We start from the raw sequence: 20,778 nt of genomic DNA on the forward strand, positions 1-20,778 counted from the left end.
ATTCTCGGAAGTTTTATGATAAAAGAGAAAAAGTTATTGTACTTTCAATGATGGCTGCAACAAATAACAGGATTATTGTCCAAATAGATGCCGTAAGTGTTTGACGCATGAACGAAGACCAATCAACACCTCTGTTCACTTTTTTAGTGGATGAGCTAAACAGACTTGCAACTACTTTCCCGCCGAACTGAAGTCCAAATGCACAAGCAATAATGATTGCTGGAATCTCTATAATCCCATGTGGCAGCAGTCCTTTTACTATTAGTTCGAATAAATCCTGTCCTTGCAGTGCTGATAAATGAATCAGATAGCCGATAACCGCTCCGTTAATAAATAAGAATATGGCTGGCAGTATACCGAACAGCGCCCCTAAAAATATGATAAGAACACCCTTGATGCTGTTATTCAAAAATATAAATACAAAGAAGCTCCATTGCGGATTAGAAGAATCTCTAAGGTTGCCACTGATTTCACTGAGCCCCTCTAATTGCTGAACCAATAGCTTTTCCAGACTGCTTGTAGCTACCCACCCTATAACCGCTCCTACTGCGAACAGCAGACAGGATAGCAATAAAGCCTTCCGGATCGTTTTTAGATCTTTAATAAACGTGAAGAACGACAACATAAATACCCTCCTGAAATTGTGATCTCTGTTTCTTAGGTCATAACCTTGCGGTACGAGCATACATTTAGAACAAACAAGCATTTCGCATGGGAGAGGAGCGCTGTCATTATGAATTCTTTTTATGTATTCAGCGGCAAAAAGATTAAACGATTCATCTATATCTTCGCCGCTGTGCTTCTTGCTGCTGGAGTTGTCTATGTCGAGAGGGGAAACATAACCGTTTTTTCTGAATCCGGACCTTCCGCGATCTACAGTGTACCAACAGAGAAGAAGCTGATTGCCCTGACCTTCGATATTAGCTGGGGGGAGAAAAGACCCGAACCAATTTTGAAGGTACTTGAAGACAAGAAAGTGGACAAAGCCACCTTCTTCCTATCGTCTCCATGGAGTAAGACTCACCCAGACATTGTAACTAACATTAAGAATGCAGGTTTTGAAATTGGAAGTCATGGTCATAAACACGTCAATTACAGCACACTAAGCAACGAAGAAATTCGTACACAGATCTCAACGGCTCACACCGTACTTACCGAATTAACCGGCACTGAACCTAATTTGATTCGTATGCCTAATGGTGATTTTGACAAAAGAGTCCTTCAGGTTGCCAGCGATCTCGGCTACAAGGTCATTCAATGGGATACAGACTCCCTGGACTGGAAGAACATCGGCGTAGACAATATCGTGAAGCGTGTAACGACAAAAGCGCATCCAGGTGATATCGTCCTTCTACATGCCAGTGATTCCTGTAAACAAACACATGAAGCACTTCCACTCATTATCGACGAGCTCCGCAGACAAGGTTATGAATTCGTTACCGTCTCTGAGCTGATTAGTCAAAGCAACACCGAAGGTAAAGAAGTACGCGACTCAGCTTCACTGAGTAATGCCATTGAGGACGCAGCTGGGCTGTAAAAACACATTCAATCTCTGGTGCCGTAATGGATGTTGATCTGTCCAAAGGATTAATGACGTGGAGAAATGAGTTCCGATATGTCAGGTGTGGGGGTATTCAGCTTCGGATAGCTCAGATCCAGACTCTCCAGTGTCTTTACAACGATGGATAAGGTCAAATAGTTGCGGTACCATTGATGATTGGCGGGTATCCAGTACCAGGGTGCTTTATCTATGCTAGATTCCTTGAAAACATCTTCATACGCTTCTTGGTAATCATCCCAATACTCCCGCTCCTGGAGATCACTTGCATCGAATTTCCAATGTTTTTTGGGATCTTCAAGCCGTTCCTTAATCTTCTTCAGCTGCTTCTCTTTAGAAATATGCAGAAAAAGCTTGATAATTGTCGTCCCCTCTTCCACCAGCATTTCCTCGAACTGCCGTATGTAACGAAAGCGACGCTTCAAGTCATCCTTTTTTAACCCTCCGTGTACCCGTGGTACCAATACATCTTCATAATGCGAGCGGTTAAATGCAGAGATATATCCCTTAGGGGGTGTCTTCTGATGAACCCTCCATAGAAAATCATGAGCCTCTTCCTCTAGAGATGGTTTCTTGAAGCTGGTCACTATAAACCCTTGTGGATTAATGCCTGAAAAAATATGCTTAACCGTGCCATCCTTACCGCTGGAATCCATTCCTTGCAGAATAACAAGCAGCGAATGCTTTTTCTGAGCAAACAAAATATCTTGGAGCTCTGCCAAACGTGCTTTAAGCTCTTCTGTTTTGGCTTCTACTTCTTTTTTGGATTTAAAAACACCTGTGTCGTCCGGATCCAGCTTGTTAAGCCGGATTTCTTTTGTGTCTTTTATCATATAGCGCTTGATGTCCATATATTCCCCTCCTGAAAGTTTTGTAAAGCATATGCATCATCGGGACGCTTCGTACAAAACTTACTTCGAAAGCATACGCTTAGTTTTGTGAGCGTTACTACACTTGTGTTACTTCGTACAAAACTCACTTCGGAAGCATCTACTAAGTTTTGTGAGCGTATCGTTCTTTAAGATTAACCTCTACAATCAGATTTTAATCGTTAAGATACAGTTAGAGCAAAAAACCCCGTCTTCTGAGATCAGAGCACGGGGTTCTTTGTTTAGCGCCTTCCCCATTCATTATCCGGCTGCCGGCTTCAGAATACGGTGTAGCATCAAAATTTGGAATGCATTACAAGCGATAAGCGGAACAACAATAAATACTGTTGCACTATCAACACCTATACGGAGCACGCCAATAACTTCCACAATTGAAATAGCTGTCATAAAAAAGAGGGTTGGAATCAAAGCTGAGATGTTTGTACTTTTTACTTTGAAATAAGACACAATAATAGCTGCTAGCAAAATAACGATTCCTAATATTAGATCAGACATAACATTTCTTTCTCCACCAACGACGGTACGCAAAAAAATCAGTTCAAGCAATGCGAGCACAGAAAGCACTAGTTGTATGTATTTCCAAACCTTTTGTGGAAAAACGCCGTTGCCCATATAATTCAAAATCAAATAGGCAAAAAAACCAAGTTGCGAATAAACGCTTACAAGCATACCGTAGCCAAGCAGAATCAGCGGGTATAAAAAGAAATCCCCGACACTTTTGAAATCAATCTTACCATTTACGAATTGCAGTGCCAGACCAGCGATTACAGCCCCACCCGCTCCTATAAGGAGGGTAGTCCAAAATAAATGAAACCATTTTTTTATACTCAGCCAATTCACCTCCTCTTGTCAGATTTATTTTACCAAGGATACCGACAAAACACCATTACACCCACAACATAAATGTGATCTAATTCGGCATAATACATCTAGAGAATCCTATAAAGGAGGGCAGCGACAATGAAATGGAGATTTATCGGATCTGTGGGTTTGGCATTGAGCTTTGTTATGGCCTTAACGGCTTGCGGAAGTGAGCAGAGCAGTTCTTCTTCCGGACAAGGCAGTTATAAAGAAACGAAGACCATGGTTTTAGATATATTGAAAAGCGATGAGGGTAAAAAAGCGGTTGAGGAATCATTATCAAGCTCCAGCTCTAGCGGTACCAGTGGAATGAGCATGAAGATGATGCCACTTCAAACAACAGAGGAGATCAAGCTCGCTGTTAAAAATACTCTCACTGCACCGGAATATCAGAAGGAAATCGAGAAGATAATGACTGATCCCAAATTCGCAGGCGATTTTGCTAAAGCCATTCAATCACAAAGCAAGGAACTACACCTACAGCTAATTAAAGATCCCACTTATCAGAAATCAGTCGAAGAAATTATGAAGTCTCCAGAAATGATGACAATGTTTTTAAATCTCACTAAAACACCTGATTACCGTAAACAATCCATGAAGACCATGCAGGAATCCATGCAAACTCCATTATTTCGCATGGAAGTATTGAATTTACTTAAAAAAGTCGTACAAGAAGAACTTGAACCAAAAGAGAAAAAAGAAAAGGGTAGCGAAGGTGGCGACAAACAGGAAAGCAGTGGCGGCGGCAGCGGCGATGATTCAAGTTCTTAAAAAAAAGGCCTTATCCCACTAATACGTGTGGGAAGGCCTCTTTTTTATGCACAAGAGTTAGTGCTCATATTTGGCAATAAGTTTATCAGCAATTTCTGCAAATAATTGTCCTGATGGTGTCTCTTCTTTGTATACAGAAGGTGAGAAATCCGGTTCGGAAATATGGTTGTCCGGTGCACCTAGCGGTATTTGTGCAAGCAGCTCCGTATGAAGCGTCTCGGCAAGCCTCGCTCCTCCGCCTCTGCCAAAGATATAATCTTTCTTACCACAGTCAGTGCACTCATAATAAGCCATATTCTCAATGACTCCAATAATCTCATGATCTGTCTGTAGAGCCATAGAGCCCGCTCTAGCCGCCACAAACGCTGCGGTAGCGTGAGGTGTCGTAACTATAATCTCTTTGCTGTGAGGCAGCATCTGATGCACGTCAAGTGCCACATCACCAGTACCTGGGGGAAGATCAAGCAGCATATAATCAAGTTCACCCCAACCAACATCATTGAAGAACTGGCGAAGCATTTTACCTAGCATAGGTCCCCGCCAAATAACTGGACTATTCTCACGGATAAAGAAGCCCATAGACATGACCTTCACTCCGAAACGTTCCACAGGAATAATCGTTCCTTCTTCCACAACCGGCCCCTCTTCAATCCCCATCATATCAGGAATGCTAAAACCATAAATGTCCGCATCCACAAGACCAACCTTCTTACCTTTTCTTGCAAGGGCTACGGCCAAATTGACCGTTACAGTTGATTTACCAACTCCACCTTTGCCGCTAGCCACGGCGATAAAGTTCACACCAGAGCTCTCGCTAATTAATTCATGGCCATCAAGGCCTGCAGCATGTCCCTTAAGTTTCCCAGGCTCATCAACTTCCTCAGTGCTCTCACCGCGAAGTATAGCACGTTCATAATCGGTTGCATCACGAAGCCGGATATGTACATTAGAAGCCCCACCCGCTTCAAGCAATTCACGAACCCGTTGTTCTAGATCCATGCGACTTTGCTCTTCAGGATTCAAACATACGATAGATAAAGAAATACGGTCTTCTTTAATCATAATGTCACGAATCAGCTGTAGTTCCACAAGGCTTTTTCCAGTTTCAGAGTCTGTTAATGGCTGCAGTATTTCCTGAATTTGTTCCTTAGTCAGCATGGGAAGCACCTCTGTTTCCTTTCCGGTTGAGAAATTCTCCGGAGTTTTTGTCTATTATAGCATTACCTGTCTCCCCATGAGTAGTCCTGACTACTCGGAGGCGTACCGAAGAATCCCCCGATAAATGCTAGTCGCAACCTTACGCTGATAGACATCATTTCCAAGTAGAGCAGATTCCTGAGGATGTGATAAGAAGCCAACTTCTACAAGTACCGCTGGTATTTTCAATGCTTTTAACAGATAAACAGTATTCACTGTCTTAGCCACACGATCCGTATTCTCCAGCGTAGTCTTCAGCTCACTCTGCACAAACTCCGCTATAGCTTTATTATCCTTGTGATTGGGGTAGTAAAAGGTCTGTGCTCCACTCCAACGATTGGAAGGGACACTGTTCATGTGAACGCTTATAAAAAGGTCTGCGCCTTTTTCTTCGATACTTCGTACTCTTTGTTTAAGATCTTCTGTCTTACGCTTAGAATAGCCCTTAGTACCTTCCTGAGCCAAATCATAATCACCTTCACGAGTCATTACTACAATAGCCCCTGCCTGCTGCAGATAATCACGCAAATAAAGCGATACCGCGAGATTAATATCTTTCTCAATTAGCCCTTCCCGGCTAACCGCTCCTCCATCAGCTCCACCATGCCCCGCATCGAGAGCAATAACTTTTCCTGACAAGGGCAGACTCCAATAATTTAGTGTTTTAGCGGTAGGCATGTCATACGCGATAATTCCAATCATTATAGCTAGCAGCATCACGCCAAGCATACTTTTTTTGATACTGCTCCATGAAATCCAGACCGAGACTTTACTCTGCTTTCGGCCAGACATAACAAAGACCCCCTCGTCCCGATAGATAATACTCATCTATATGGGACAAGAAGGTCAAATAGTACTAGCTGTTAATGATTAAGCTGTAACTTCTTGAGTCATACCTTCAATCAGAATCTGCGCAACCTCAGGCCGTGTAAATTCTGTCGGAGGACATTGGCCATCACGGAGCAAAGCACGTACCTTCGTACCCGACAATGTCATGTGATCGTCGCTAGGATGAGGGCAAGTTTTACTGGATGCCATATTCCCGCATTTTTTACAGAAGAAGCTATGTTCAAAAAATAATGGAGTAATATCAAGTTCTTCAGCACTAAAATTCGAGAAAATTTCCTGTGCTTCATAAGTGCCATAATAATCACCTACCCCAGCATGGTCACGACCGACGATGAAATGGGTACAGCCGTAATTTTTGCGAACCATTGCATGGAAAATTGCTTCTCTAGGGCCTGCATAACGCATTGCCGCCGGAAAAACACCAAGGAAGGTACGATCCTCAGGATAATAGTTCTCCAAAAGCGCCAGATAGCTCTTCATCCGTACATTTGCCGGTACATCATCTGACTTCGTCTCACCAACAAGTGGATTTAGGAATAGAGCGTCTACAACCTCCATAGCGCACTTTTGAATGTACTCGTGAGCTCGGTGGACCGGATTGCGTGTTTGGAAGCCTACAACCGTTCTCCAGCCCTTTTCAGCAAATATCTTCCGCGTATCCGCAGGATCAAAATAAAATTCACCGAACTTCTCTGGCTGTGGGCGGTTCAAGACTGTAATCGGCCCTCCAACATAAGTTGCAGGACGAGCCAACAGCTTACTCACACCAGGATGTTCAGGATCTGTTGTCTTGAAGACATTTTGTGCTTCAATCGTTTGATCTACAGTATAAATACTCTCAACATCCAATAAACCGTAAATCTCGCCATCGTCTTCACCGATTAAAGAAACTTTATCCCCAATTGATAAACTGGCAGCCACATCATCTTCTACAGCCAGTGTTATTGGAATGCTCCATACTGTGCCATCTGCTAATCGCATGTTTTTTACTACTGAATGATAGTCTTGCTCATTTAAAAAGCCTGTCAGTGGCGAAAATGCTCCTACAGCTATAAGATCCAAATCGGATAAAGTCCAGGTATTTAAGGCAATTGCCTTGCTATCACGCGCGAGATTTAGCAATTCTTCTCTTTCAGTACCCTCTACTACACGGTTAACCAAAGCTCCGCCATGCGGACGTATTGAAGTCATCTTAGTCTCTCCTTCTATGTTCCCACAGGAATATGTCTTACTTGTGCAATCCGCACTCTGTCTTCTCTGATCCAGACCAACGGCCAGCACGCGGATCTTCACCTGGCATAACCTGACGTGTACATTGCTCACATCCAATACTTGGATAGTTACGGTCATGTAGAGGGTTATAGATTACGTCATTTTCACGAATATAGTTCCATACATCTTCTGACGTCCAATCCGCAATAGGATTAAACTTCACTAAACCAAATTTATAATCATACTCGACCTTTTTAGCATTTGCACGGGTAGGCGCTTGATCGCGACGAATTCCAGTAATCCATGCCTCATATTGAGATAATATACGAGTCAATGGTTCAACTTTACGAATACCACAGCATTGATTTGGGTCAACCGTCCATAGCGCATCACCGTATTGAAGTGCTTGCTCCTGCGTGGTGAGTTGCGGAGACACTCGTACAAACTCTAATCCGTATTTGTCTGCCATCAAATCTCTGGTTTCGTAGGTTTCCTTAAAATGATAATCTGTATCGAGATAAAAGACATCAGTAGATGGACTAACTTTGTGAAGCATATCAACAAGCACTACATCTTCGGCACCAAAGCTGCAGGCAAAAGTAATGTTAGGAAATGTTTCTACAGCCCAGCGGATAATATCCTCGGGTGAAGCACTCTCTAATTCTTCGGCCTTTATTCTGATCAATTCTTCTTTCTCGAGCAGGTTCATTAAGGTATTCCTCCATCCAAAATATTAATCGTATGAATAAATGAGGTAAAAGAAGTAATAAAACCAACTATTTCTATATGAAATAGTATATAACTTTTACTGAGGAAGTCAATGAGTTTCAACCCTCAGAATTAGTAAAGGAATGCAAAAAAAGCCCATTTCTTGTTCGAAAGGGGCTGCTAAAAAAAATAAAACCCTCGACCGTAAAGGCCAAGGGTTGAATTCTTGATAAATATTAACGTTTCGAGAACTGAGGCGCACGACGTGCAGCCTTCAAGCCGTATTTCTTACGTTCCTTCATACGTGGGTCACGAGTCAGGAAGCCGGCTTTCTTAAGCGCACCGCGATATTCAGGGTCAACTTTAAGCAATGCACGGGAGATACCGTGACGAATTGCTCCAGCTTGACCGGAAATGCCGCCACCATGTGCAAGAACGATTACATCGTAGTTGCCTAGTGTTTCAGTCAGGTTCAAAGGTTGTTTTACGATCATTTTCAGTGTTTCCACACCGAAATATTCGTCCATCTCACGTTTGTTAATGACAATGCGTCCTTCACCCGGTACAAGGCGAACACGTGCTACCGAATGTTTACGACGACCTGTCCCATAGTATTGTACTTGTGCCATGAAACTGTCCTCCTCTATTCTTATCCGCGAAGTTCGTAAACTTCAGGTTTTTGTGCTGCATGTGGATGCTCGGCGCCTGCATATACTTTCAATCTCAGCTTCATGTGGTCCCCTTGACGAGTCTTAGGAATCATACCATGAACAGCGAATTCAATTACGCGTTCTGGTTTAGTATTCAGCAAAGTTTCAGCATTAGTAACTTTCAAGCCACCTGGGTGCATCGAGTGACGGTAGTATTTCTTGTTTTGCAATTTCTTACCGGTCAAGTGAATCTTCTCAGCGTTGATTACGATAACGAAATCTCCTGTATCAACGTGTGGAGTGAATTGCGGTTTGTGTTTGCCACGGATCAAAGCAGCGGCTTCGCTGGCCAAACGACCGAGTGTCTTGCCTTCGGCATCAATAATGTGCCAATTGCGTTCAACTTCGTTCGGCTTCGCCATATAGGTGGTACGCATGAATGTTTCCTCCTTGTTCTCGTACGAAAATCTTCTGTTTCGTATATCTTGTTTCTCATTGAATTACAATTATGTGAGTTAAGCAAAGCATTTTTTTGGCATTTCCTTGATCGGGGCTGTGGGATAGCCATCAAGAAAACACAACTTTTATATTACAGTATAAACATAACAAGTGCAAGTGATTTTTAAACATTCAGCCTATTATTTAGGAAGAAATTTATAGAAAAAAAGATTCACTTTCAGTCTCGTCATATTCTACACTCCACAAAGCCAACCCCTTGGCCATAGCTGTTGGACCAGCAGCAGAACGATCACATGCCGCCAATATCTCAGCAACATGATCAGCATCTATTTTACCTTCCCCCACATGGATCAAAGTCCCCATAATAATGCGAACCATATGCTGAAGAAATCCACTACCCGTTATATAAGTTTGGATCACTCCCTGATCTAATGAAGAGGGTCGGCACATGCTGCGGTCTACTTCCATATGAGCTTCAAATATCGTTCGTACATGAGAGGCCTTAGTAGACTTCCGTGAAGCAAACGAAGTGAAGTCATGTGTCCCTAAAATATGCGTTAAGCCTTGCTGCATCGCAGGAATGTCCAACCTCACCGGATGATGAAGCTGCCAGCGCCGTTGAAACGGGTCTGGAAACCTGTTGCCGTTAATCGTGTATCGGTAAGTTTTACGCTTAGCTCCTCTACGAGAGTGAAACGTCAGCGGTACTTCCCTAGCCTCAGTAACCACGATATCTTGTGGCAGCCGGGCATTAAGCGCCAGACACCAACGTTCAAGTGGGATTCGAGAGGAGGTCGTAAAGTTAAAAGGCTGACCGTAGGCGTGTACTCCGGCATCTGTGCGACCAGAAGCAGTAATCTTAAGCTCCTCACCTGTCAGATGGAGTATCGCTTGCTCCAGCCGATCTTGAATCGTATTGCCCTGAGGCTGGGTCTGAAAGCCATCATAATTTGTTCCGTCATAATTGACCTTCATCAATAGATTACGCATTCCGTTCTCCTTTTTAAACCGTTCAGCAGAAACGTCGATCGAAGCACTGTCTGATCTTATTCAAGAGGAAGAAATGGCTTTGCCGTCCCTAGAAGGACGGCATCCATTAACACTTCACTCCATTATTTCAAAAAAAAGAGCCCCTGCGGGAGCTCCTTCAATTGAACCAAGGTGATTCCCACGGTTATTAGTACAGCAGAGTCTTGCGCCTCTGCAGCACAATAACGCTGATATTTCCCCCATCTTTACTCTAAAGAGGGCCGGATGAAAGGGAAGCATCGGAAATCAATACTTGTGATACTACGCGCGGTCTACCAATTCAAGATAAACCATAGGCGCAGCGTCCCCACGACGAGGTCCGAGTTTCAGGATACGAGTGTATCCACCTGGACGCTCTGTGTAACGAGGAGCAATGTCAGAGAACAATTTTTGAATTGCATCTTGTTCACCATCAACTGTCTCGCGGCGAACAAATGCAGCTACTTGACGACGAGCATGAAGATCGCCTTTTTTAGCTTTAGTGATCAACTTTTCAGCGATAGAACGAACTTCTTTCGCTTTAGCTTCCGTTGTTTGGATGCGCTCGTATAAAAATAGATCCGTTACCATGTCGCGAAATAACGCTTTACGCGCACTGGAATCACGGCCCAATTTTTGGTATGCCATGTGTTTTCCCTCCTTTACTGTAGCAATCTGTAGCTATTCTTCTGTACGGAGTCCCAAACCAAGTTCCTCAAGCTTCTCCTGAACTTCTTCCAAAGATTTACGACCAAGGTTACGCACCTTCATCATATCTTCTTCAGTCTTCGTGGTAAGCTCTTGTACGGTATTAATACCAGCACGTTTGAGGCAGTTGTAGGAGCGGACAGAAAGATCAAGCTCTTCGATTGTCATCTCTAGCACTTTTTCTTTTTTGTCTTCTTCTTTTTCAACCATAATTTCGGCGTCTTTCGCTTCGTCCGTAAGACCTACGAACAATACGAGGTGCTCGTTCAAAATTTTGGCTCCGAGGCTTACAGCCTCTTCCGGTCTAATACTGCCATCTGTCCAAATTTCAAGCGTCAATTTGTCGTAGTTGGTCACTTGACCAACACGTGTATTGTCTATGCCGTAGTTAACGCGTGAAATAGGAGTGTAGATGGAGTCAACCGGGATAACGCCAATTGGCTGATCGTCGCGTTTGTTCCGGTCCGCTTGGACGTAGCCGCGACCACGGCCTGCAAAAATACGCATGTGAAGTCTCGCACCAGGTCCCAGCGTTGCAATGTGAAGATCCGGGTTGAGGATCTCAACATCGCTGTCCGCACGGATATCACCTGCGGTAACGATGCCTTCCCCTTCGGCATCAATCTCAAACACTTTTTCCTCGTCTGAATGAATCTTCAGGGACAAGGCTTTAAGGTTCAGAATGATCTCCGTCACATCTTCCATTACGCCTGGAACGGTCGAGAACTCATGCAGAACGCCGTCAATTTGGACCGAAGTCACTGCGGCTCCTGGAAGCGAAGAAAGCAATATCCGGCGAAGTGAATTCCCCAGAGTCGTGCCATACCCACGTTCCAACGGTTCAACTACGAATTTCCCATAGGTACCTTCATCATTAGCTTCTACGGTCTCAATCTTCGGCTTTTCGATTTCTATCACGAGTTTACCCCTCCTTCAACGTCGCTCCTATATGAAACTGTCACCCCATCAGGTGCATCATGTAGTATGCCTAAACACCTATTATTAGCAGATGCGTCAGAATTATACCACATTTACAATACTGATTTCACTATACGCGACGACGTTTCGGCGGACGGCATCCATTGTGAGGAACCGGAGTTACGTCTTTAATAAGGTTAACTTCAAGCCCTGCAGCTTGAAGGGAACGGATGGCTGCTTCGCGGCCCGCGCCCGGTCCTTTAACCATAACCTCAACCGACTTCATGCCGTGCTCCATAGCTGCTTTAGCTGCTGATTCAGCTGCCATTTGTGCTGCGAATGGAGTCGACTTACGGGAACCTTTAAATCCTTGGCCGCCGGAGCTTGCCCAGGAAATTGCATTTCCGTGAGGATCTGTGATGGTAACGATGGTGTTATTGAACGTGGAACGAATATGTGCCACGCCGGATTCGATATTTTTACGGTCGCGACGTTTAGTACGTACGACTTTTTTCGGTTTAGCCATTGTCTCTTATCCCCCCTTATTATTTCTTCTTGTTTGCTACCGTACGACGCGGGCCTTTCCGGGTACGGGCATTGGTTTTAGTACGTTGACCGCGAACAGGCAATCCACGACGGTGACGAACACCGCGGTAACAGCCGATCTCAGTAAGACGTTTAATATTCAAGGAAATTTCACGACGCAGGTCACCTTCAACCTTAACCGTTTTGTCGATCGTTTCACGCAGTTTGCTGACTTCATCTTCCGTCAAATCACGGACACGTGTATTAGCGCTAATGCCTGTTTCATTAAGAATTTTCTGAGAAGTCGTTTTACCGATTCCGAAAATATAAGTCAAGGCGATCTCAACGCGTTTGTCACGTGGCAAATCCACTCCAGCTATACGAGCCATTTTACGCTACACCCCCTTCTTAACCTTGTTTTTGTTTGTGTTTCGGATTTTCGCAAATCACCATAACAGTCCCTTTGCGGCGGATTACTTTACATTTCTCGCAAATGGGCTTTACAGAAGGTCTTACCTTCATGTTAATTACCTCCTCAAAGTTTTGCGAAGCAAAACTTTTTTCGTAGTTCCCATCTATTTACGGTAAGTTATACGACCTTTTGATAAATCATAAGGCGATAACTGCACGACCACTTTGTCTCCGGTCAAAATACGGATAAAGTGCATCCGCAATTTACCGGATACATGGGCAAGTATTTGATGACCGTTCTCAAGCTCAACCTTAAACGTTGCATTTGGCAACGGTTCAAGGACAGTACCTTCTACTTCAATGACATCTTCCTTAGCCACAGTTAGTCTCCTTTCTCATAAGCACTTATTCCGGTTGGGCCAGCATACTTCGTCACTGCGAAACGCAGCTTTCCGTTTGTTACCCGCCCAGTTTCTTCCAAACTGTTCACAACCTCACTGCTGATGAAGGGTATGAGCTCAAGATGAAGAATATTCTTCTTCTTTGGCCCATCAAACTTACGTTTGTCTCCATCTGCAATGTATACAAATCTGCTATCAACAACTGCGATAACAACGGCTGCCTCTCCGGCATCTTTGCCTTTGAGAATTCTCACTAATTGACCAACCTGCGGGCTGCTCACAGTATTCAAGTGGAGATCACCTACGCATTCAGTTTTGTGAAAATTTCCATGCCGTCCGGAGTAACTGCTACTGTATGCTCAAAGTGAGCACATAGGGAGCCATCCACCGTAACGACAGTCCAGTTATCTTCCAGCGTTCTGACATGTCTCTTTCCTACGTTTACCATCGGCTCAATCGCGAGTACCATACCCGGTTTCAGACGTGGTCCGCGGTCCGCTATGCCATAATTCGGAATTTGCGGTTCTTCATGCAGTTTTGCCCCAATACCATGACCAACATACTCACGTACGACTGAGAAACCAGCCTCTTCGATGTATTGCTGGATAGCATGGGAGATTGTAAACAAGCGCACATCCGGCTTAACTAACGCCAGTCCCGCGTACAAGGAGCCTTCCGTAACGTCCAGCAAACGCTGAGCCTCTTCGGAAATGCTGCCCACACCGTAGGTCCAGGCGGAATCACCGTGATAACCGCGGTACTCTGCACCGATATCCAGCGTTACAATATCGCCTTCGATCAGTTTGCGTTTACCTGGAAATCCATGCACTAATTGTTCGTTGACTGAAGCGCAAATGCTGGCAGGAAAACCGTTGTAGCCTTTGAAAGACGGCACAGCACCTTGACTGCGAATGTATTGATCGGCGATTCTGTCGAGATCGCCCGTTGTAATGCCAGGCTCAATGGCCTCAGCAATAAGACGGTGACACTCGGCAACAATTCGACCAGCTTCCCTCATAAAGGCAAGTTCCTGTTCGGATTTACAAATGATCATTACATTAACCCCGCAATAAAGATACGATTTCAGAAGAAACGACATTGATTTCGTTTTCCCCATTTACCTGACGCAAAAGACCTTTATTATCATAAAACGCAAGCAGCGGCGCTGTCTTATTATCATACTCATCCAGACGCTTGCCTACACTTTCTTCGTTGTCATCCGGACGTTGATACAATTCACCGCCATCAATGTCGCAAATGCCATCTTGCTTCGGCGGGTTGAAGATTAAATGGTAGGATGCTCCGCAAACTGTGCAGATACGACGTCCAGTAAGACGCGCCATCAACAGTCCACGGTCAACATTCAAGTTGATGACATGATTCAAAGAAGTATTCAAACGGCTTAGAATTTCATCCAGCGCTTCCGCTTGCGAAAGAGTTCTTGGAAAACCATCCAATAGAAATCCTTTTTCGCAATCGGACTGCTGCAGCCGTTCTTCAACTATACCAATGGTCACATCATCTGGTACAAGCAAACCTTGATCAATAAATGATTTAGCCTTCAATCCTACTGGAGTCTCTTGTTTGATTGCCAAACGGAAAGCATCTCCTGTCGAAATATGCGGAATGCCAAACTCTTTTATGATCTCAGCCGCTTGTGTTCCCTTGCCTGCCCCAGGAGGGCCCATGAATAAAATGTTCACGATTTCTCTCTCCCCCCAAAAGTTCGCCACCAAGCAAGAAACAGCACAATAGGTGCCGGGAAGAATAAAAAATTACGCTTCACCGGAACCTATCGCCTATTTATTGATGAAGCCTTTGTAATGGCGTTTGATCAATTGGCTCTCGATCTGCTTCATAGTATCCAATGCCACACCGATTACGATTAGCAGTGAAGTACCACCAATTCGAACTTCTTTAGGCAATCCAGATAAAGCACCGAAGAACATCGGCAATACAGAGATCAAAGCCAGGAACAATGCGCCGGACATAGTCAGACGAGACATTACTCTAGTCAAATATTTCTCAGTAGCTTTACCAGGACGGATACCTGGAATGTAACCACCATTCTTCTTCATGTTATCAGCCATCTGCTGAGGATTCATCTGCACGAACGTATAGAAGAACGTGAACCCGATGATCATCACTACATACAGAAGCATACCAAGTGGTGCATCAGTTGCCAAATACTTGGCAATCCATTGAGCCCAGGCATGTGTTGACCAGAAACTGGAGAGAACAACTGGGAACTGAAGCAGTGATACGGCGAAGATAACCGGAATTACACCAGCCGCATTAATTTTCAGCGGAATGTGCGTATTCTGTCCACCGTACATTTTGTTGCCGACTACGCGTTTAGCGTATTGAACAGGAATCTTCCGAATACCTTGCTGTACGAAGATAACTGCTGTAATAATCGCTACAATCACAATCAGCACAATAACGACTTTAAGAATATTCAGGAACACTTGATCCGGCTGAATAAAGCTTGAGTTAGCCGTACTCGTGATATATCCCGGGATGGCGGCGACGATTCCCGCAAAAATCAGGATCGAAATCCCGTTCCCGATTCCCTTTTCGGTAATCTGTTCACCAAGCCACATCAGAAAAGAAGTACCAGCCGTCAAGATAATGGCAACCAGTAAGTAGTCAGCAAATGTCGCATTCGGCATCATTTGAGTTCCATAAATCCGGTTAAACCCTATCGACGTAGCAAAACCTTGGATCAGGGCCAAAATCACAGTACCATAACGAGTGATTTGCGCTAGTTGTTTTTTACCGTGCTCCCCTTGTTTAGCCCATTCAGCAAACTTAGGAACAACATCCATCGACAGCAATTGCACGATGATGGATGCTGTAATGTACGGATAAATACTTATCGCAAATATCGAGAAGTTTTTGAGCGCTCCGCCCGAGAAGGTGTTCAAAAGTCCCATCAAAGCGTCACCGCTTTGATTTGCTGTTTCCAGTACATCTTTGTTCACACCAGGAACCGGTACAAACGAACCGATACGGTAGATAATCAGAATGAACAAGGTAAACAGGATCTTTTTGCGCAAATCTTCCACATGCCAGATATTCTTAAGCGTCTTGAACATTAGATCACCTCGGTTTTACCGCCGGCAGCCTCGATTTTCTCTACCGCAGATTGAGAGAACTTATTTGCTTGTACAGTCAATTTAACGGTTAACTCACCATTGCCGAGAATCTTAATGCCGCTTTTGGAATTCTTGACAACACCAGTTTCAAGCAACAACTGCGGAGTCACTTCTGTTCCTTCTGCAAAGCTATTCAGATCTTCAAGGTTCACAATCGCATACTCTTTACGGGTAGGATTGACGAAACCACGTTTAGGCAGACGACGATAGAGCGGATTTTGTCCACCCTCGAAGCCCGGACGAACACCACCGCCAGAACGTGAGTTTTGACCTTTGTGACCGCGACCGGAAGTTTTACCATTTCCGCTACTTGGTCCACGACCAACGCGATTGCGTTCTTTGCGGGAACCAGGAGCTGGAGCAAGTTCATGTAACTTCATCGTTTGCACCTCCTTATGTTTGTTAATTTATGCGAGGCGATTAGCCTTCAATTTCAGTTACAGATAGCAAGTGACTCACTTTGTTGATCATTCCGCGAATTGCAGGACTGTCATTGTGAACCACTGTCGTGTTGAGTTTACGTAGGCCGAGCGTCTTAACAGTAACACGTTGTGTTTCTGGACGTCCGATTACACTACGTACGAGGGTAATTTGCAATTTTGCCATTGACGTTCCCCTCCTTAACCGCGCAATTCTTCGACAGATTTGCCGCGAAGTTTCGCGACCTCTTCAATGCGTTTCAGACGGGAAAGTCCCTCCAAAGTTGCATTGACCATGTTCATGGAATTCGAAGAACCCAGTGATTTTGTCAAAATGTCGCCAACGCCTGCCAATTCCAATACCGCACGAACTGGACCGCCAGCGATAACGCCAGTACCCTCTGATGCTGGTTTCAGCAACACGCGTCCTGCGCCGAAGTGGCCAGTAACGAGATGGGGAATCGAAGTTCCTACGATTGGAATGTGAATCAGGTTTTTCTTGGCGTCTTCAATGCCTTTACGGATGGCATCCGGAACTTCGCCGGCTTTACCGATACCAGCACCGACGTAGCCATTGCCATCGCCCACAACAACGAGTGCACTAAAGCTGAAACGGCGTCCGCCTTTTACAACTTTTGCTACACGGTTAATGTGTACAACTCTTTCTGTCAGTTCTAAACTGTTCGGATCTACACGCAAGTCGTTAACCTCCTTTTAAGAATTATTCTAGAATTCAAGACCAGCTTCACGAGCTGCGTCAGCCAATGCTTGAATTCGTCCATGGTACAAGTAACCTCCGCGGTCGAATACGACCACTGCATAGCCTTTTTCTTTAGCACGCTCAGCGACCAATTGGCCAACTTTCGCTGCAGCTTCAACGCTGCCGCCATTACCGATGTTAGCGCTCAGTTCTTTATCAAGTGTAGAAGCGGATACGATAGTAACCCCTTTAACATCATCGATCAGTTGAGCGTAGATGTGTTTTGAAGAACGGAATACGTTCAAACGTGGACGCTCAGTAGTTCCCTGGATCTTCTTACGAACACGCAGGTGTCTTTTGAGACGAGCCTTGTTTTTATCTTCTTTTGTAATCATGACTTCCCTTTCACTCCCTTCAGTTTGCCGTAAACAGCTTCACTTTAAGATGCACGGGGTATCTTACAATTAAGTTCAAACTGGTTATTTCTTCTTACCAGCTTTACCTTCTTTGCGGATGATACGCTCGCCTTCATATTTGATACCTTTACCTTTATACGGTTCTGGCTCACGAACGGAACGAATTTTAGCAGCATATGCGCCAACGCGTTCTTTATCGATACCTTTAACGATGATCTTCGTGTTCGCAGGAACTTCAAACTCAATACCTGCTTCCGGTGTAATTTCAACCGGGTGGGAGTAACCAACGTTCAGAACGACTTTATCTCCGGATTTGCTTGCACGATATCCGACCCCAACCAATTCCAGAGATTTCGAGAAACCTTCAGTCACGCCTGCTACCATGTTGTTGACAACGGAGCGGGTTGTGCCGTGAAGTGAACGATGCAATTTGTTATCCGACGGACGAACAACGGTAATTTCGTTATTTTCAACTGTAACCTTCATGTCTTTATGAAGCTCACGAGTCAAAGAACCTTTTGGACCTTTTACTGTAATAACGGCGTTGTCCAAAGTGACATCTACACCGCTAGGTACTGCGATTGGTTTACGACCAATACGAGACATGTGTTGCACCTCCTTATCTTGTGACGTTTATTACCAAATGTAGCAGACAACTTCTCCGCCAGATTTTGATTGACGAGCTTCTTTGTCGGTCATAACTCCCTTAGATGTGGAGATAATCGCGATTCCTAGACCACCGAGTACACGAGGCACTTCATTGCTCTTCGTGTATACGCGAAGGCCTGGTTTACTGATTCTTTTCAAACCAGAAATAACACGCTCTTGGTTAGGGCCGTATTTCAAGAAGATACGGATAATCCCTTGTTTGCTATCTTCAACGAATTCCGCATCGCGGATGAAACCTTCACGCTTCAAAATGTCAGCGATTTGTTTCTTCATAGTAGAAGCAGGCATTTCTACCGTTTCGTGACGCACAATGTTAGCGTTACGAATACGAGTAAGCATATCTGCAATAGGATCAGACATAGTCATGTGTGTAAACCTCCTTCCCGTTTATAAACTTCTTACCAACTTGCTTTTTTCACGCCAGGGATCTGGCCTTTATAAGCTAATTCACGGAAACAAATTCTGCAAATTTTGAACTTTTGCAGTACCGAATGTGGACGACCACAACGTTCGCAACGTGTATATGCACGTACTTTAAACTTAGGCGTACGTTGTTGTTTAACTTTCATCGAAGTTTTTGCCACTTAGCCTGACACCTCCTAAACATTTTCGGAGAAAATGGATTAACCGACTTTATTTTGCGAAAGGCATTCCCAGCTGACCCAGCAGCTCGCGGGATTCCTCGTCCGTCTTAGCAGTCGTTACAATAACGATGTCCATACCGCGGACTTTATCCACTTTGTCATATTCGATCTCGGGGAAGATCAATTGTTCTTTAAGACCAAGTGTGTAGTTACCACGGCCGTCAAAGGCTTTAGTGGAAACACCACGGAAGTCACGTACGCGTGGAAGCGTTACGTTGAACAATTTGTCCAAGAAGTAATACATACGCTCGCCGCGCAGTGTTACTTTAACCCCAATCGGCATATTTTCGCGTAGTTTGAAACCAGCGATGGATTTTTTAGCTTTAGTGATTACTGGTTTTTGACCAGCGATCAACTGCATGTCATTAACTGCAGCATCAAGTACTTTGGAGTTTTGAACAGCGTCACCCACACCCATGTTGATGACAACCTTCTCGATCTTAGGCACTTGCATAACAGTTGTATAGTTAAACTTCTGCATCAAAGCAGGTGTTATTTCGTTGAGATAACGTTCTTTCATTCTTGCTGCCATGAAGATTTAACCTCCTTTCTTAAGGGCTAGATTAGTCGATAATCTCTCCGGATCTTTTAGCAATCCGAACTTTTTTACCGTTGTCCAATACTTTGTAACCGATACGTGTTACTTTGCCGGACTTCGGATCGATGTGCATTACGTTGGACACATGAATCGAAGCTTCCTGCTCAATAATTCCACCCTGTGGATTCAGCTGGTTCGGCTTTTGGTGTTTTTTCACCATATTGACGCCTTCTACCAGAACGCGGTTTTCACGAGGATAAGCAGCGATGACACGGCCTTTTTTGCCTTTGTCTTTACCACTAATCACAAGCACCACATCATCTTTCTTCACGTGCAGTTTATTGTTATGGGATTCCAGAACTTTTTTCACTCTAGGCATTTATTACACCTCCTATAACTAACCTTCAACTTATTGGTGCTCGTGTTTATTAGATTACTTCCGGTGCCAAGGAAACGATCTTCATGTAGTCTTTATCGCGAAGTTCGCGAGCAACTGGTCCAAAGATACGTGTTCCACGAGGGCTTCTGTCGTCTTTAACAACAACAGCTGCATTTTCGTCGAATGCGATGTAAGATCCATCTTTACGACGAACGGAACGTTTCGTACGAACAACTACCGCTCTAACAACATCACCTTTTTTGACAACGCCGCCTGGTGTTGCTTGTTTAACGGAACAAACGATCAAATCACCGATTGCTGCTGTACGGCGTCCAGTACCACCCAGTACGCGGATACACATCAGTTCCTTCGCACCAGAGTTGTCAGCCACATGCAAGCGTGTAAATGGTTGAATCATTATAATTTCCTCCTTCCGGAAAAACTCTTTTGATTATCTTAGATGATAACCGCTTTTTCAACCACTTCAACTAGTCTCCAACGTTTGTCCTTGGACAACGGACGAGTTTCCATGACTTTTACGGTATCGCCAATTTTCGCAACGTTTTCCTCATCATGTGCTTTGAATTTCTTCGTAGACTTGATGCGTTTGTGGTACAAGTTATGCTTCTTATAGGTTTCAACAGCGACTACGATGGTTTTATCCATTTTATCACTGACCACTTTACCGATTAGCACTTTACGTGCATTACGTTCTTCGCTCATTAGTTA

The 20,778-nt window shown here is 44.3% G+C and carries 33 protein-coding genes; 2 read left to right on the top strand and 31 right to left on the bottom strand.

Annotated features, from left to right (window positions below):
* Positions 1 to 13 precede the first annotated feature (13 nt).
* Positions 14 to 625, bottom strand: coding sequence for a stage II sporulation protein M (locus NYE25_RS17990; protein WP_076286840.1), 612 nt, complete (start codon positions 623 to 625; stop codon positions 14 to 16).
* 108 nt (positions 626 to 733) lie between these two features.
* Between NYE25_RS17990 and pdaB the strand changes: the two genes are divergently transcribed.
* Entirely contained in the window at positions 734 to 1,537 is an 804-nt protein-coding gene (pdaB, locus tag NYE25_RS17995; protein ID WP_042192142.1) for a polysaccharide deacetylase family sporulation protein PdaB, read from the top strand.
* A 50-nt stretch (positions 1,538 to 1,587) separates the two neighbouring features.
* Here pdaB and NYE25_RS18000 read toward each other — a convergent pair whose 3' ends face one another.
* Complete coding sequence (locus NYE25_RS18000) at positions 1,588 to 2,409, bottom strand: PPK2 family polyphosphate kinase (protein WP_042192144.1); 822 nt, start codon at positions 2,407 to 2,409, stop codon at positions 1,588 to 1,590.
* A gap of 279 nt (positions 2,410 to 2,688) precedes the next feature.
* Entirely contained in the window at positions 2,689 to 3,279 is a 591-nt protein-coding gene (locus NYE25_RS18005) for a KinB-signaling pathway activation protein (RefSeq protein ID WP_042132517.1), read from the bottom strand.
* A gap of 129 nt (positions 3,280 to 3,408) precedes the next feature.
* Between NYE25_RS18005 and gerD the strand changes: the two genes are divergently transcribed.
* On the top strand, positions 3,409 to 4,080 hold the full coding sequence (gene gerD / locus NYE25_RS18010) for a spore germination lipoprotein GerD (RefSeq protein WP_042192146.1): 672 nt from the start codon (positions 3,409 to 3,411) through the stop codon (positions 4,078 to 4,080).
* A gap of 57 nt (positions 4,081 to 4,137) precedes the next feature.
* Here the strand turns inward: gerD and NYE25_RS18015 are convergent, their stop codons facing one another.
* From NYE25_RS18015 to rpsQ, 28 genes are all read right to left on the bottom strand, one after another.
* The gene (locus NYE25_RS18015; RefSeq protein WP_341051523.1) at positions 4,138 to 5,238 is read right to left on the bottom strand and encodes an Mrp/NBP35 family ATP-binding protein; all 1,101 of its coding nucleotides are present in this window, start codon (positions 5,236 to 5,238) and stop codon (positions 4,138 to 4,140) included.
* Positions 5,239 to 5,328: 90 nt separating this feature from the next.
* Positions 5,329 to 6,069, bottom strand: a complete 741-nt coding sequence (gene cwlD / locus NYE25_RS18020) for an N-acetylmuramoyl-L-alanine amidase CwlD (protein ID WP_042192151.1) — start codon at positions 6,067 to 6,069, stop codon at positions 5,329 to 5,331.
* 78 nt (positions 6,070 to 6,147) lie between these two features.
* Entirely contained in the window at positions 6,148 to 7,317 is a 1,170-nt protein-coding gene (gene sat / locus NYE25_RS18025; RefSeq protein ID WP_341146516.1) for a sulfate adenylyltransferase, read from the bottom strand.
* A gap of 37 nt (positions 7,318 to 7,354) precedes the next feature.
* Positions 7,355 to 8,047, bottom strand: a complete 693-nt coding sequence (locus NYE25_RS18030) for a phosphoadenylyl-sulfate reductase (protein ID WP_341059385.1) — start codon at positions 8,045 to 8,047, stop codon at positions 7,355 to 7,357.
* Between the two features lie 235 nt (positions 8,048 to 8,282).
* Entirely contained in the window at positions 8,283 to 8,675 is a 393-nt protein-coding gene (rpsI, locus tag NYE25_RS18035; protein ID WP_025706574.1) for a 30S ribosomal protein S9, read from the bottom strand.
* Between the two features lie 20 nt (positions 8,676 to 8,695).
* The gene (gene rplM / locus NYE25_RS18040; RefSeq protein ID WP_036680589.1) at positions 8,696 to 9,133 is read right to left on the bottom strand and encodes a 50S ribosomal protein L13; all 438 of its coding nucleotides are present in this window, start codon (positions 9,131 to 9,133) and stop codon (positions 8,696 to 8,698) included.
* Between the two features lie 217 nt (positions 9,134 to 9,350).
* A complete protein-coding gene (gene truA, locus NYE25_RS18045; protein WP_341146517.1) occupies positions 9,351 to 10,145 on the bottom strand; it encodes a tRNA pseudouridine(38-40) synthase TruA in 795 nt (264 codons plus the stop codon).
* A gap of 300 nt (positions 10,146 to 10,445) precedes the next feature.
* Entirely contained in the window at positions 10,446 to 10,811 is a 366-nt protein-coding gene (gene rplQ / locus NYE25_RS18050) for a 50S ribosomal protein L17 (protein ID WP_019908254.1), read from the bottom strand.
* Positions 10,812 to 10,844: 33 nt separating this feature from the next.
* Positions 10,845 to 11,789: a DNA-directed RNA polymerase subunit alpha gene (locus NYE25_RS18055; RefSeq protein ID WP_036680585.1), complete on the bottom strand. Its 945-nt coding sequence runs from the start codon at positions 11,787 to 11,789 to the stop codon at positions 10,845 to 10,847.
* Positions 11,790 to 11,919: 130 nt separating this feature from the next.
* Positions 11,920 to 12,315 (bottom strand): 30S ribosomal protein S11, encoded by a 396-nt coding sequence (rpsK, locus tag NYE25_RS18060; RefSeq protein WP_019908251.1) that lies wholly within the window; start codon positions 12,313 to 12,315, stop codon positions 11,920 to 11,922.
* Positions 12,316 to 12,334: 19 nt separating this feature from the next.
* Positions 12,335 to 12,703 carry a 30S ribosomal protein S13 gene (rpsM, locus tag NYE25_RS18065; RefSeq protein ID WP_036680583.1) on the bottom strand — a complete coding sequence of 123 codons (369 nt, stop codon included), beginning with the start codon at positions 12,701 to 12,703 and terminating at the stop codon, positions 12,335 to 12,337.
* Positions 12,704 to 12,722: 19 nt separating this feature from the next.
* A complete protein-coding gene (gene rpmJ / locus NYE25_RS18070) occupies positions 12,723 to 12,836 on the bottom strand; it encodes a 50S ribosomal protein L36 (RefSeq protein ID WP_003322638.1) in 114 nt (37 codons plus the stop codon).
* Between the two features lie 53 nt (positions 12,837 to 12,889).
* Complete coding sequence (infA, locus tag NYE25_RS18075) at positions 12,890 to 13,105, bottom strand: translation initiation factor IF-1 (RefSeq protein WP_036652996.1); 216 nt, start codon at positions 13,103 to 13,105, stop codon at positions 12,890 to 12,892.
* Positions 13,106 to 13,107: 2 nt separating this feature from the next.
* A complete protein-coding gene (locus NYE25_RS18080) occupies positions 13,108 to 13,416 on the bottom strand; it encodes a KOW domain-containing RNA-binding protein (protein ID WP_076300964.1) in 309 nt (102 codons plus the stop codon).
* Between the two features lie 11 nt (positions 13,417 to 13,427).
* The gene (gene map / locus NYE25_RS18085) at positions 13,428 to 14,180 is read right to left on the bottom strand and encodes a type I methionyl aminopeptidase (RefSeq protein WP_076286848.1); all 753 of its coding nucleotides are present in this window, start codon (positions 14,178 to 14,180) and stop codon (positions 13,428 to 13,430) included.
* Positions 14,181 to 14,184: 4 nt separating this feature from the next.
* Positions 14,185 to 14,829 (bottom strand): adenylate kinase, encoded by a 645-nt coding sequence (locus NYE25_RS18090; protein WP_042192162.1) that lies wholly within the window; start codon positions 14,827 to 14,829, stop codon positions 14,185 to 14,187.
* 96 nt (positions 14,830 to 14,925) lie between these two features.
* Positions 14,926 to 16,224: a preprotein translocase subunit SecY gene (gene secY, locus NYE25_RS18095; RefSeq protein ID WP_042131218.1), complete on the bottom strand. Its 1,299-nt coding sequence runs from the start codon at positions 16,222 to 16,224 to the stop codon at positions 14,926 to 14,928.
* Entirely contained in the window at positions 16,224 to 16,664 is a 441-nt protein-coding gene (gene rplO / locus NYE25_RS18100; protein WP_036680569.1) for a 50S ribosomal protein L15, read from the bottom strand. The genes secY and rplO overlap by 1 nt, the downstream gene beginning before the upstream one ends.
* Positions 16,665 to 16,704: 40 nt before the next feature.
* A complete protein-coding gene (gene rpmD / locus NYE25_RS18105; protein ID WP_036680567.1) occupies positions 16,705 to 16,890 on the bottom strand; it encodes a 50S ribosomal protein L30 in 186 nt (61 codons plus the stop codon).
* A gap of 14 nt (positions 16,891 to 16,904) precedes the next feature.
* Entirely contained in the window at positions 16,905 to 17,402 is a 498-nt protein-coding gene (rpsE, locus tag NYE25_RS18110; RefSeq protein ID WP_036652980.1) for a 30S ribosomal protein S5, read from the bottom strand.
* A 27-nt stretch (positions 17,403 to 17,429) separates the two neighbouring features.
* Positions 17,430 to 17,798 carry a 50S ribosomal protein L18 gene (gene rplR / locus NYE25_RS18115; RefSeq protein ID WP_042131220.1) on the bottom strand — a complete coding sequence of 123 codons (369 nt, stop codon included), beginning with the start codon at positions 17,796 to 17,798 and terminating at the stop codon, positions 17,430 to 17,432.
* 84 nt (positions 17,799 to 17,882) lie between these two features.
* Positions 17,883 to 18,425: a 50S ribosomal protein L6 gene (gene rplF / locus NYE25_RS18120; protein WP_042192166.1), complete on the bottom strand. Its 543-nt coding sequence runs from the start codon at positions 18,423 to 18,425 to the stop codon at positions 17,883 to 17,885.
* 30 nt (positions 18,426 to 18,455) lie between these two features.
* Positions 18,456 to 18,854, bottom strand: coding sequence for a 30S ribosomal protein S8 (gene rpsH, locus NYE25_RS18125; RefSeq protein WP_036680560.1), 399 nt, complete (start codon positions 18,852 to 18,854; stop codon positions 18,456 to 18,458).
* A 32-nt stretch (positions 18,855 to 18,886) separates the two neighbouring features.
* Positions 18,887 to 19,072 carry a type Z 30S ribosomal protein S14 gene (locus tag NYE25_RS18130; protein WP_013312154.1) on the bottom strand — a complete coding sequence of 62 codons (186 nt, stop codon included), beginning with the start codon at positions 19,070 to 19,072 and terminating at the stop codon, positions 18,887 to 18,889.
* Positions 19,073 to 19,121: 49 nt separating this feature from the next.
* Positions 19,122 to 19,664, bottom strand: a complete 543-nt coding sequence (gene rplE, locus NYE25_RS18135; protein WP_042131222.1) for a 50S ribosomal protein L5 — start codon at positions 19,662 to 19,664, stop codon at positions 19,122 to 19,124.
* Positions 19,665 to 19,695: 31 nt separating this feature from the next.
* Positions 19,696 to 20,049, bottom strand: a complete 354-nt coding sequence (gene rplX / locus NYE25_RS18140) for a 50S ribosomal protein L24 (protein WP_076286851.1) — start codon at positions 20,047 to 20,049, stop codon at positions 19,696 to 19,698.
* Between the two features lie 49 nt (positions 20,050 to 20,098).
* Entirely contained in the window at positions 20,099 to 20,467 is a 369-nt protein-coding gene (rplN, locus tag NYE25_RS18145; protein WP_036680556.1) for a 50S ribosomal protein L14, read from the bottom strand.
* A gap of 38 nt (positions 20,468 to 20,505) precedes the next feature.
* A complete protein-coding gene (gene rpsQ / locus NYE25_RS18150) occupies positions 20,506 to 20,772 on the bottom strand; it encodes a 30S ribosomal protein S17 (RefSeq protein WP_042131223.1) in 267 nt (88 codons plus the stop codon).
* Positions 20,773 to 20,778 lie beyond the last annotated feature (6 nt).

The sequence above is a fragment of the Paenibacillus sp. FSL E2-8871 genome, from assembly GCF_038000345.1.
Classification (GTDB): domain Bacteria; phylum Bacillota; class Bacilli; order Paenibacillales; family Paenibacillaceae; genus Paenibacillus_AQ.

What these genes read in the sequence shown, in the direction of transcription:
- cwlD (WP_042192151.1), bottom strand. Translation starts at nt 6,069, where the DNA reads ATGTCTGGCCGAAAGCAGAGTAAAGTCTCGGTCTGGATTTCATGGAGC.
- NYE25_RS18000 (WP_042192144.1), bottom strand. Translation starts at nt 2,409, where the DNA reads ATGGACATCAAGCGCTATATGATAAAAGACACAAAAGAAATCCGGCTT.
- rplM (WP_036680589.1), bottom strand. Translation starts at nt 9,133, where the DNA reads ATGCGTACCACCTATATGGCGAAGCCGAACGAAGTTGAACGCAATTGG.
- truA (WP_341146517.1), bottom strand. Translation starts at nt 10,145, where the DNA reads ATGCGTAATCTATTGATGAAGGTCAATTATGACGGAACAAATTATGAT.
- rpmD (WP_036680567.1), bottom strand. Translation starts at nt 16,890, where the DNA reads ATGGCAAAATTGCAAATTACCCTCGTACGTAGTGTAATCGGACGTCCA.
- rpmJ (WP_003322638.1), bottom strand. Translation starts at nt 12,836, where the DNA reads ATGAAGGTAAGACCTTCTGTAAAGCCCATTTGCGAGAAATGTAAAGTA.
- rplF (WP_042192166.1), bottom strand. Translation starts at nt 18,425, where the DNA reads ATGTCTCGTATTGGTCGTAAACCAATCGCAGTACCTAGCGGTGTAGAT.
- rplE (WP_042131222.1), bottom strand. Translation starts at nt 19,664, where the DNA reads ATGGCAGCAAGAATGAAAGAACGTTATCTCAACGAAATAACACCTGCT.
- map (WP_076286848.1), bottom strand. Translation starts at nt 14,180, where the DNA reads ATGATCATTTGTAAATCCGAACAGGAACTTGCCTTTATGAGGGAAGCT.
- NYE25_RS18030 (WP_341059385.1), bottom strand. Translation starts at nt 8,047, where the DNA reads ATGAACCTGCTCGAGAAAGAAGAATTGATCAGAATAAAGGCCGAAGAA.
- rpsK (WP_019908251.1), bottom strand. Translation starts at nt 12,315, where the DNA reads ATGGCTAAACCGAAAAAAGTCGTACGTACTAAACGTCGCGACCGTAAA.
- sat (WP_341146516.1), bottom strand. Translation starts at nt 7,317, where the DNA reads ATGACTTCAATACGTCCGCATGGCGGAGCTTTGGTTAACCGTGTAGTA.
- rplR (WP_042131220.1), bottom strand. Translation starts at nt 17,798, where the DNA reads ATGATTACAAAAGAAGATAAAAACAAGGCTCGTCTCAAAAGACACCTG.
- rplQ (WP_019908254.1), bottom strand. Translation starts at nt 10,811, where the DNA reads ATGGCATACCAAAAATTGGGCCGTGATTCCAGTGCGCGTAAAGCGTTA.
- NYE25_RS17990 (WP_076286840.1), bottom strand. Translation starts at nt 625, where the DNA reads ATGTTGTCGTTCTTCACGTTTATTAAAGATCTAAAAACGATCCGGAAG.
- gerD (WP_042192146.1), top strand. Translation starts at nt 3,409, where the DNA reads ATGAAATGGAGATTTATCGGATCTGTGGGTTTGGCATTGAGCTTTGTT.
- NYE25_RS18015 (WP_341051523.1), bottom strand. Translation starts at nt 5,238, where the DNA reads ATGCTGACTAAGGAACAAATTCAGGAAATACTGCAGCCATTAACAGAC.
- rpsQ (WP_042131223.1), bottom strand. Translation starts at nt 20,772, where the DNA reads ATGAGCGAAGAACGTAATGCACGTAAAGTGCTAATCGGTAAAGTGGTC.
- rpsM (WP_036680583.1), bottom strand. Translation starts at nt 12,703, where the DNA reads ATGGCTCGTATAGCTGGAGTGGATTTGCCACGTGACAAACGCGTTGAG.
- secY (WP_042131218.1), bottom strand. Translation starts at nt 16,224, where the DNA reads ATGTTCAAGACGCTTAAGAATATCTGGCATGTGGAAGATTTGCGCAAA.
- rplO (WP_036680569.1), bottom strand. Translation starts at nt 16,664, where the DNA reads ATGAAGTTACATGAACTTGCTCCAGCTCCTGGTTCCCGCAAAGAACGC.
- rpsI (WP_025706574.1), bottom strand. Translation starts at nt 8,675, where the DNA reads ATGGCACAAGTACAATACTATGGGACAGGTCGTCGTAAACATTCGGTA.
- rplX (WP_076286851.1), bottom strand. Translation starts at nt 20,049, where the DNA reads ATGCCTAGAGTGAAAAAAGTTCTGGAATCCCATAACAATAAACTGCAC.
- pdaB (WP_042192142.1), top strand. Translation starts at nt 734, where the DNA reads ATGAATTCTTTTTATGTATTCAGCGGCAAAAAGATTAAACGATTCATC.
- rplN (WP_036680556.1), bottom strand. Translation starts at nt 20,467, where the DNA reads ATGATTCAACCATTTACACGCTTGCATGTGGCTGACAACTCTGGTGCG.
- rpsH (WP_036680560.1), bottom strand. Translation starts at nt 18,854, where the DNA reads ATGACTATGTCTGATCCTATTGCAGATATGCTTACTCGTATTCGTAAC.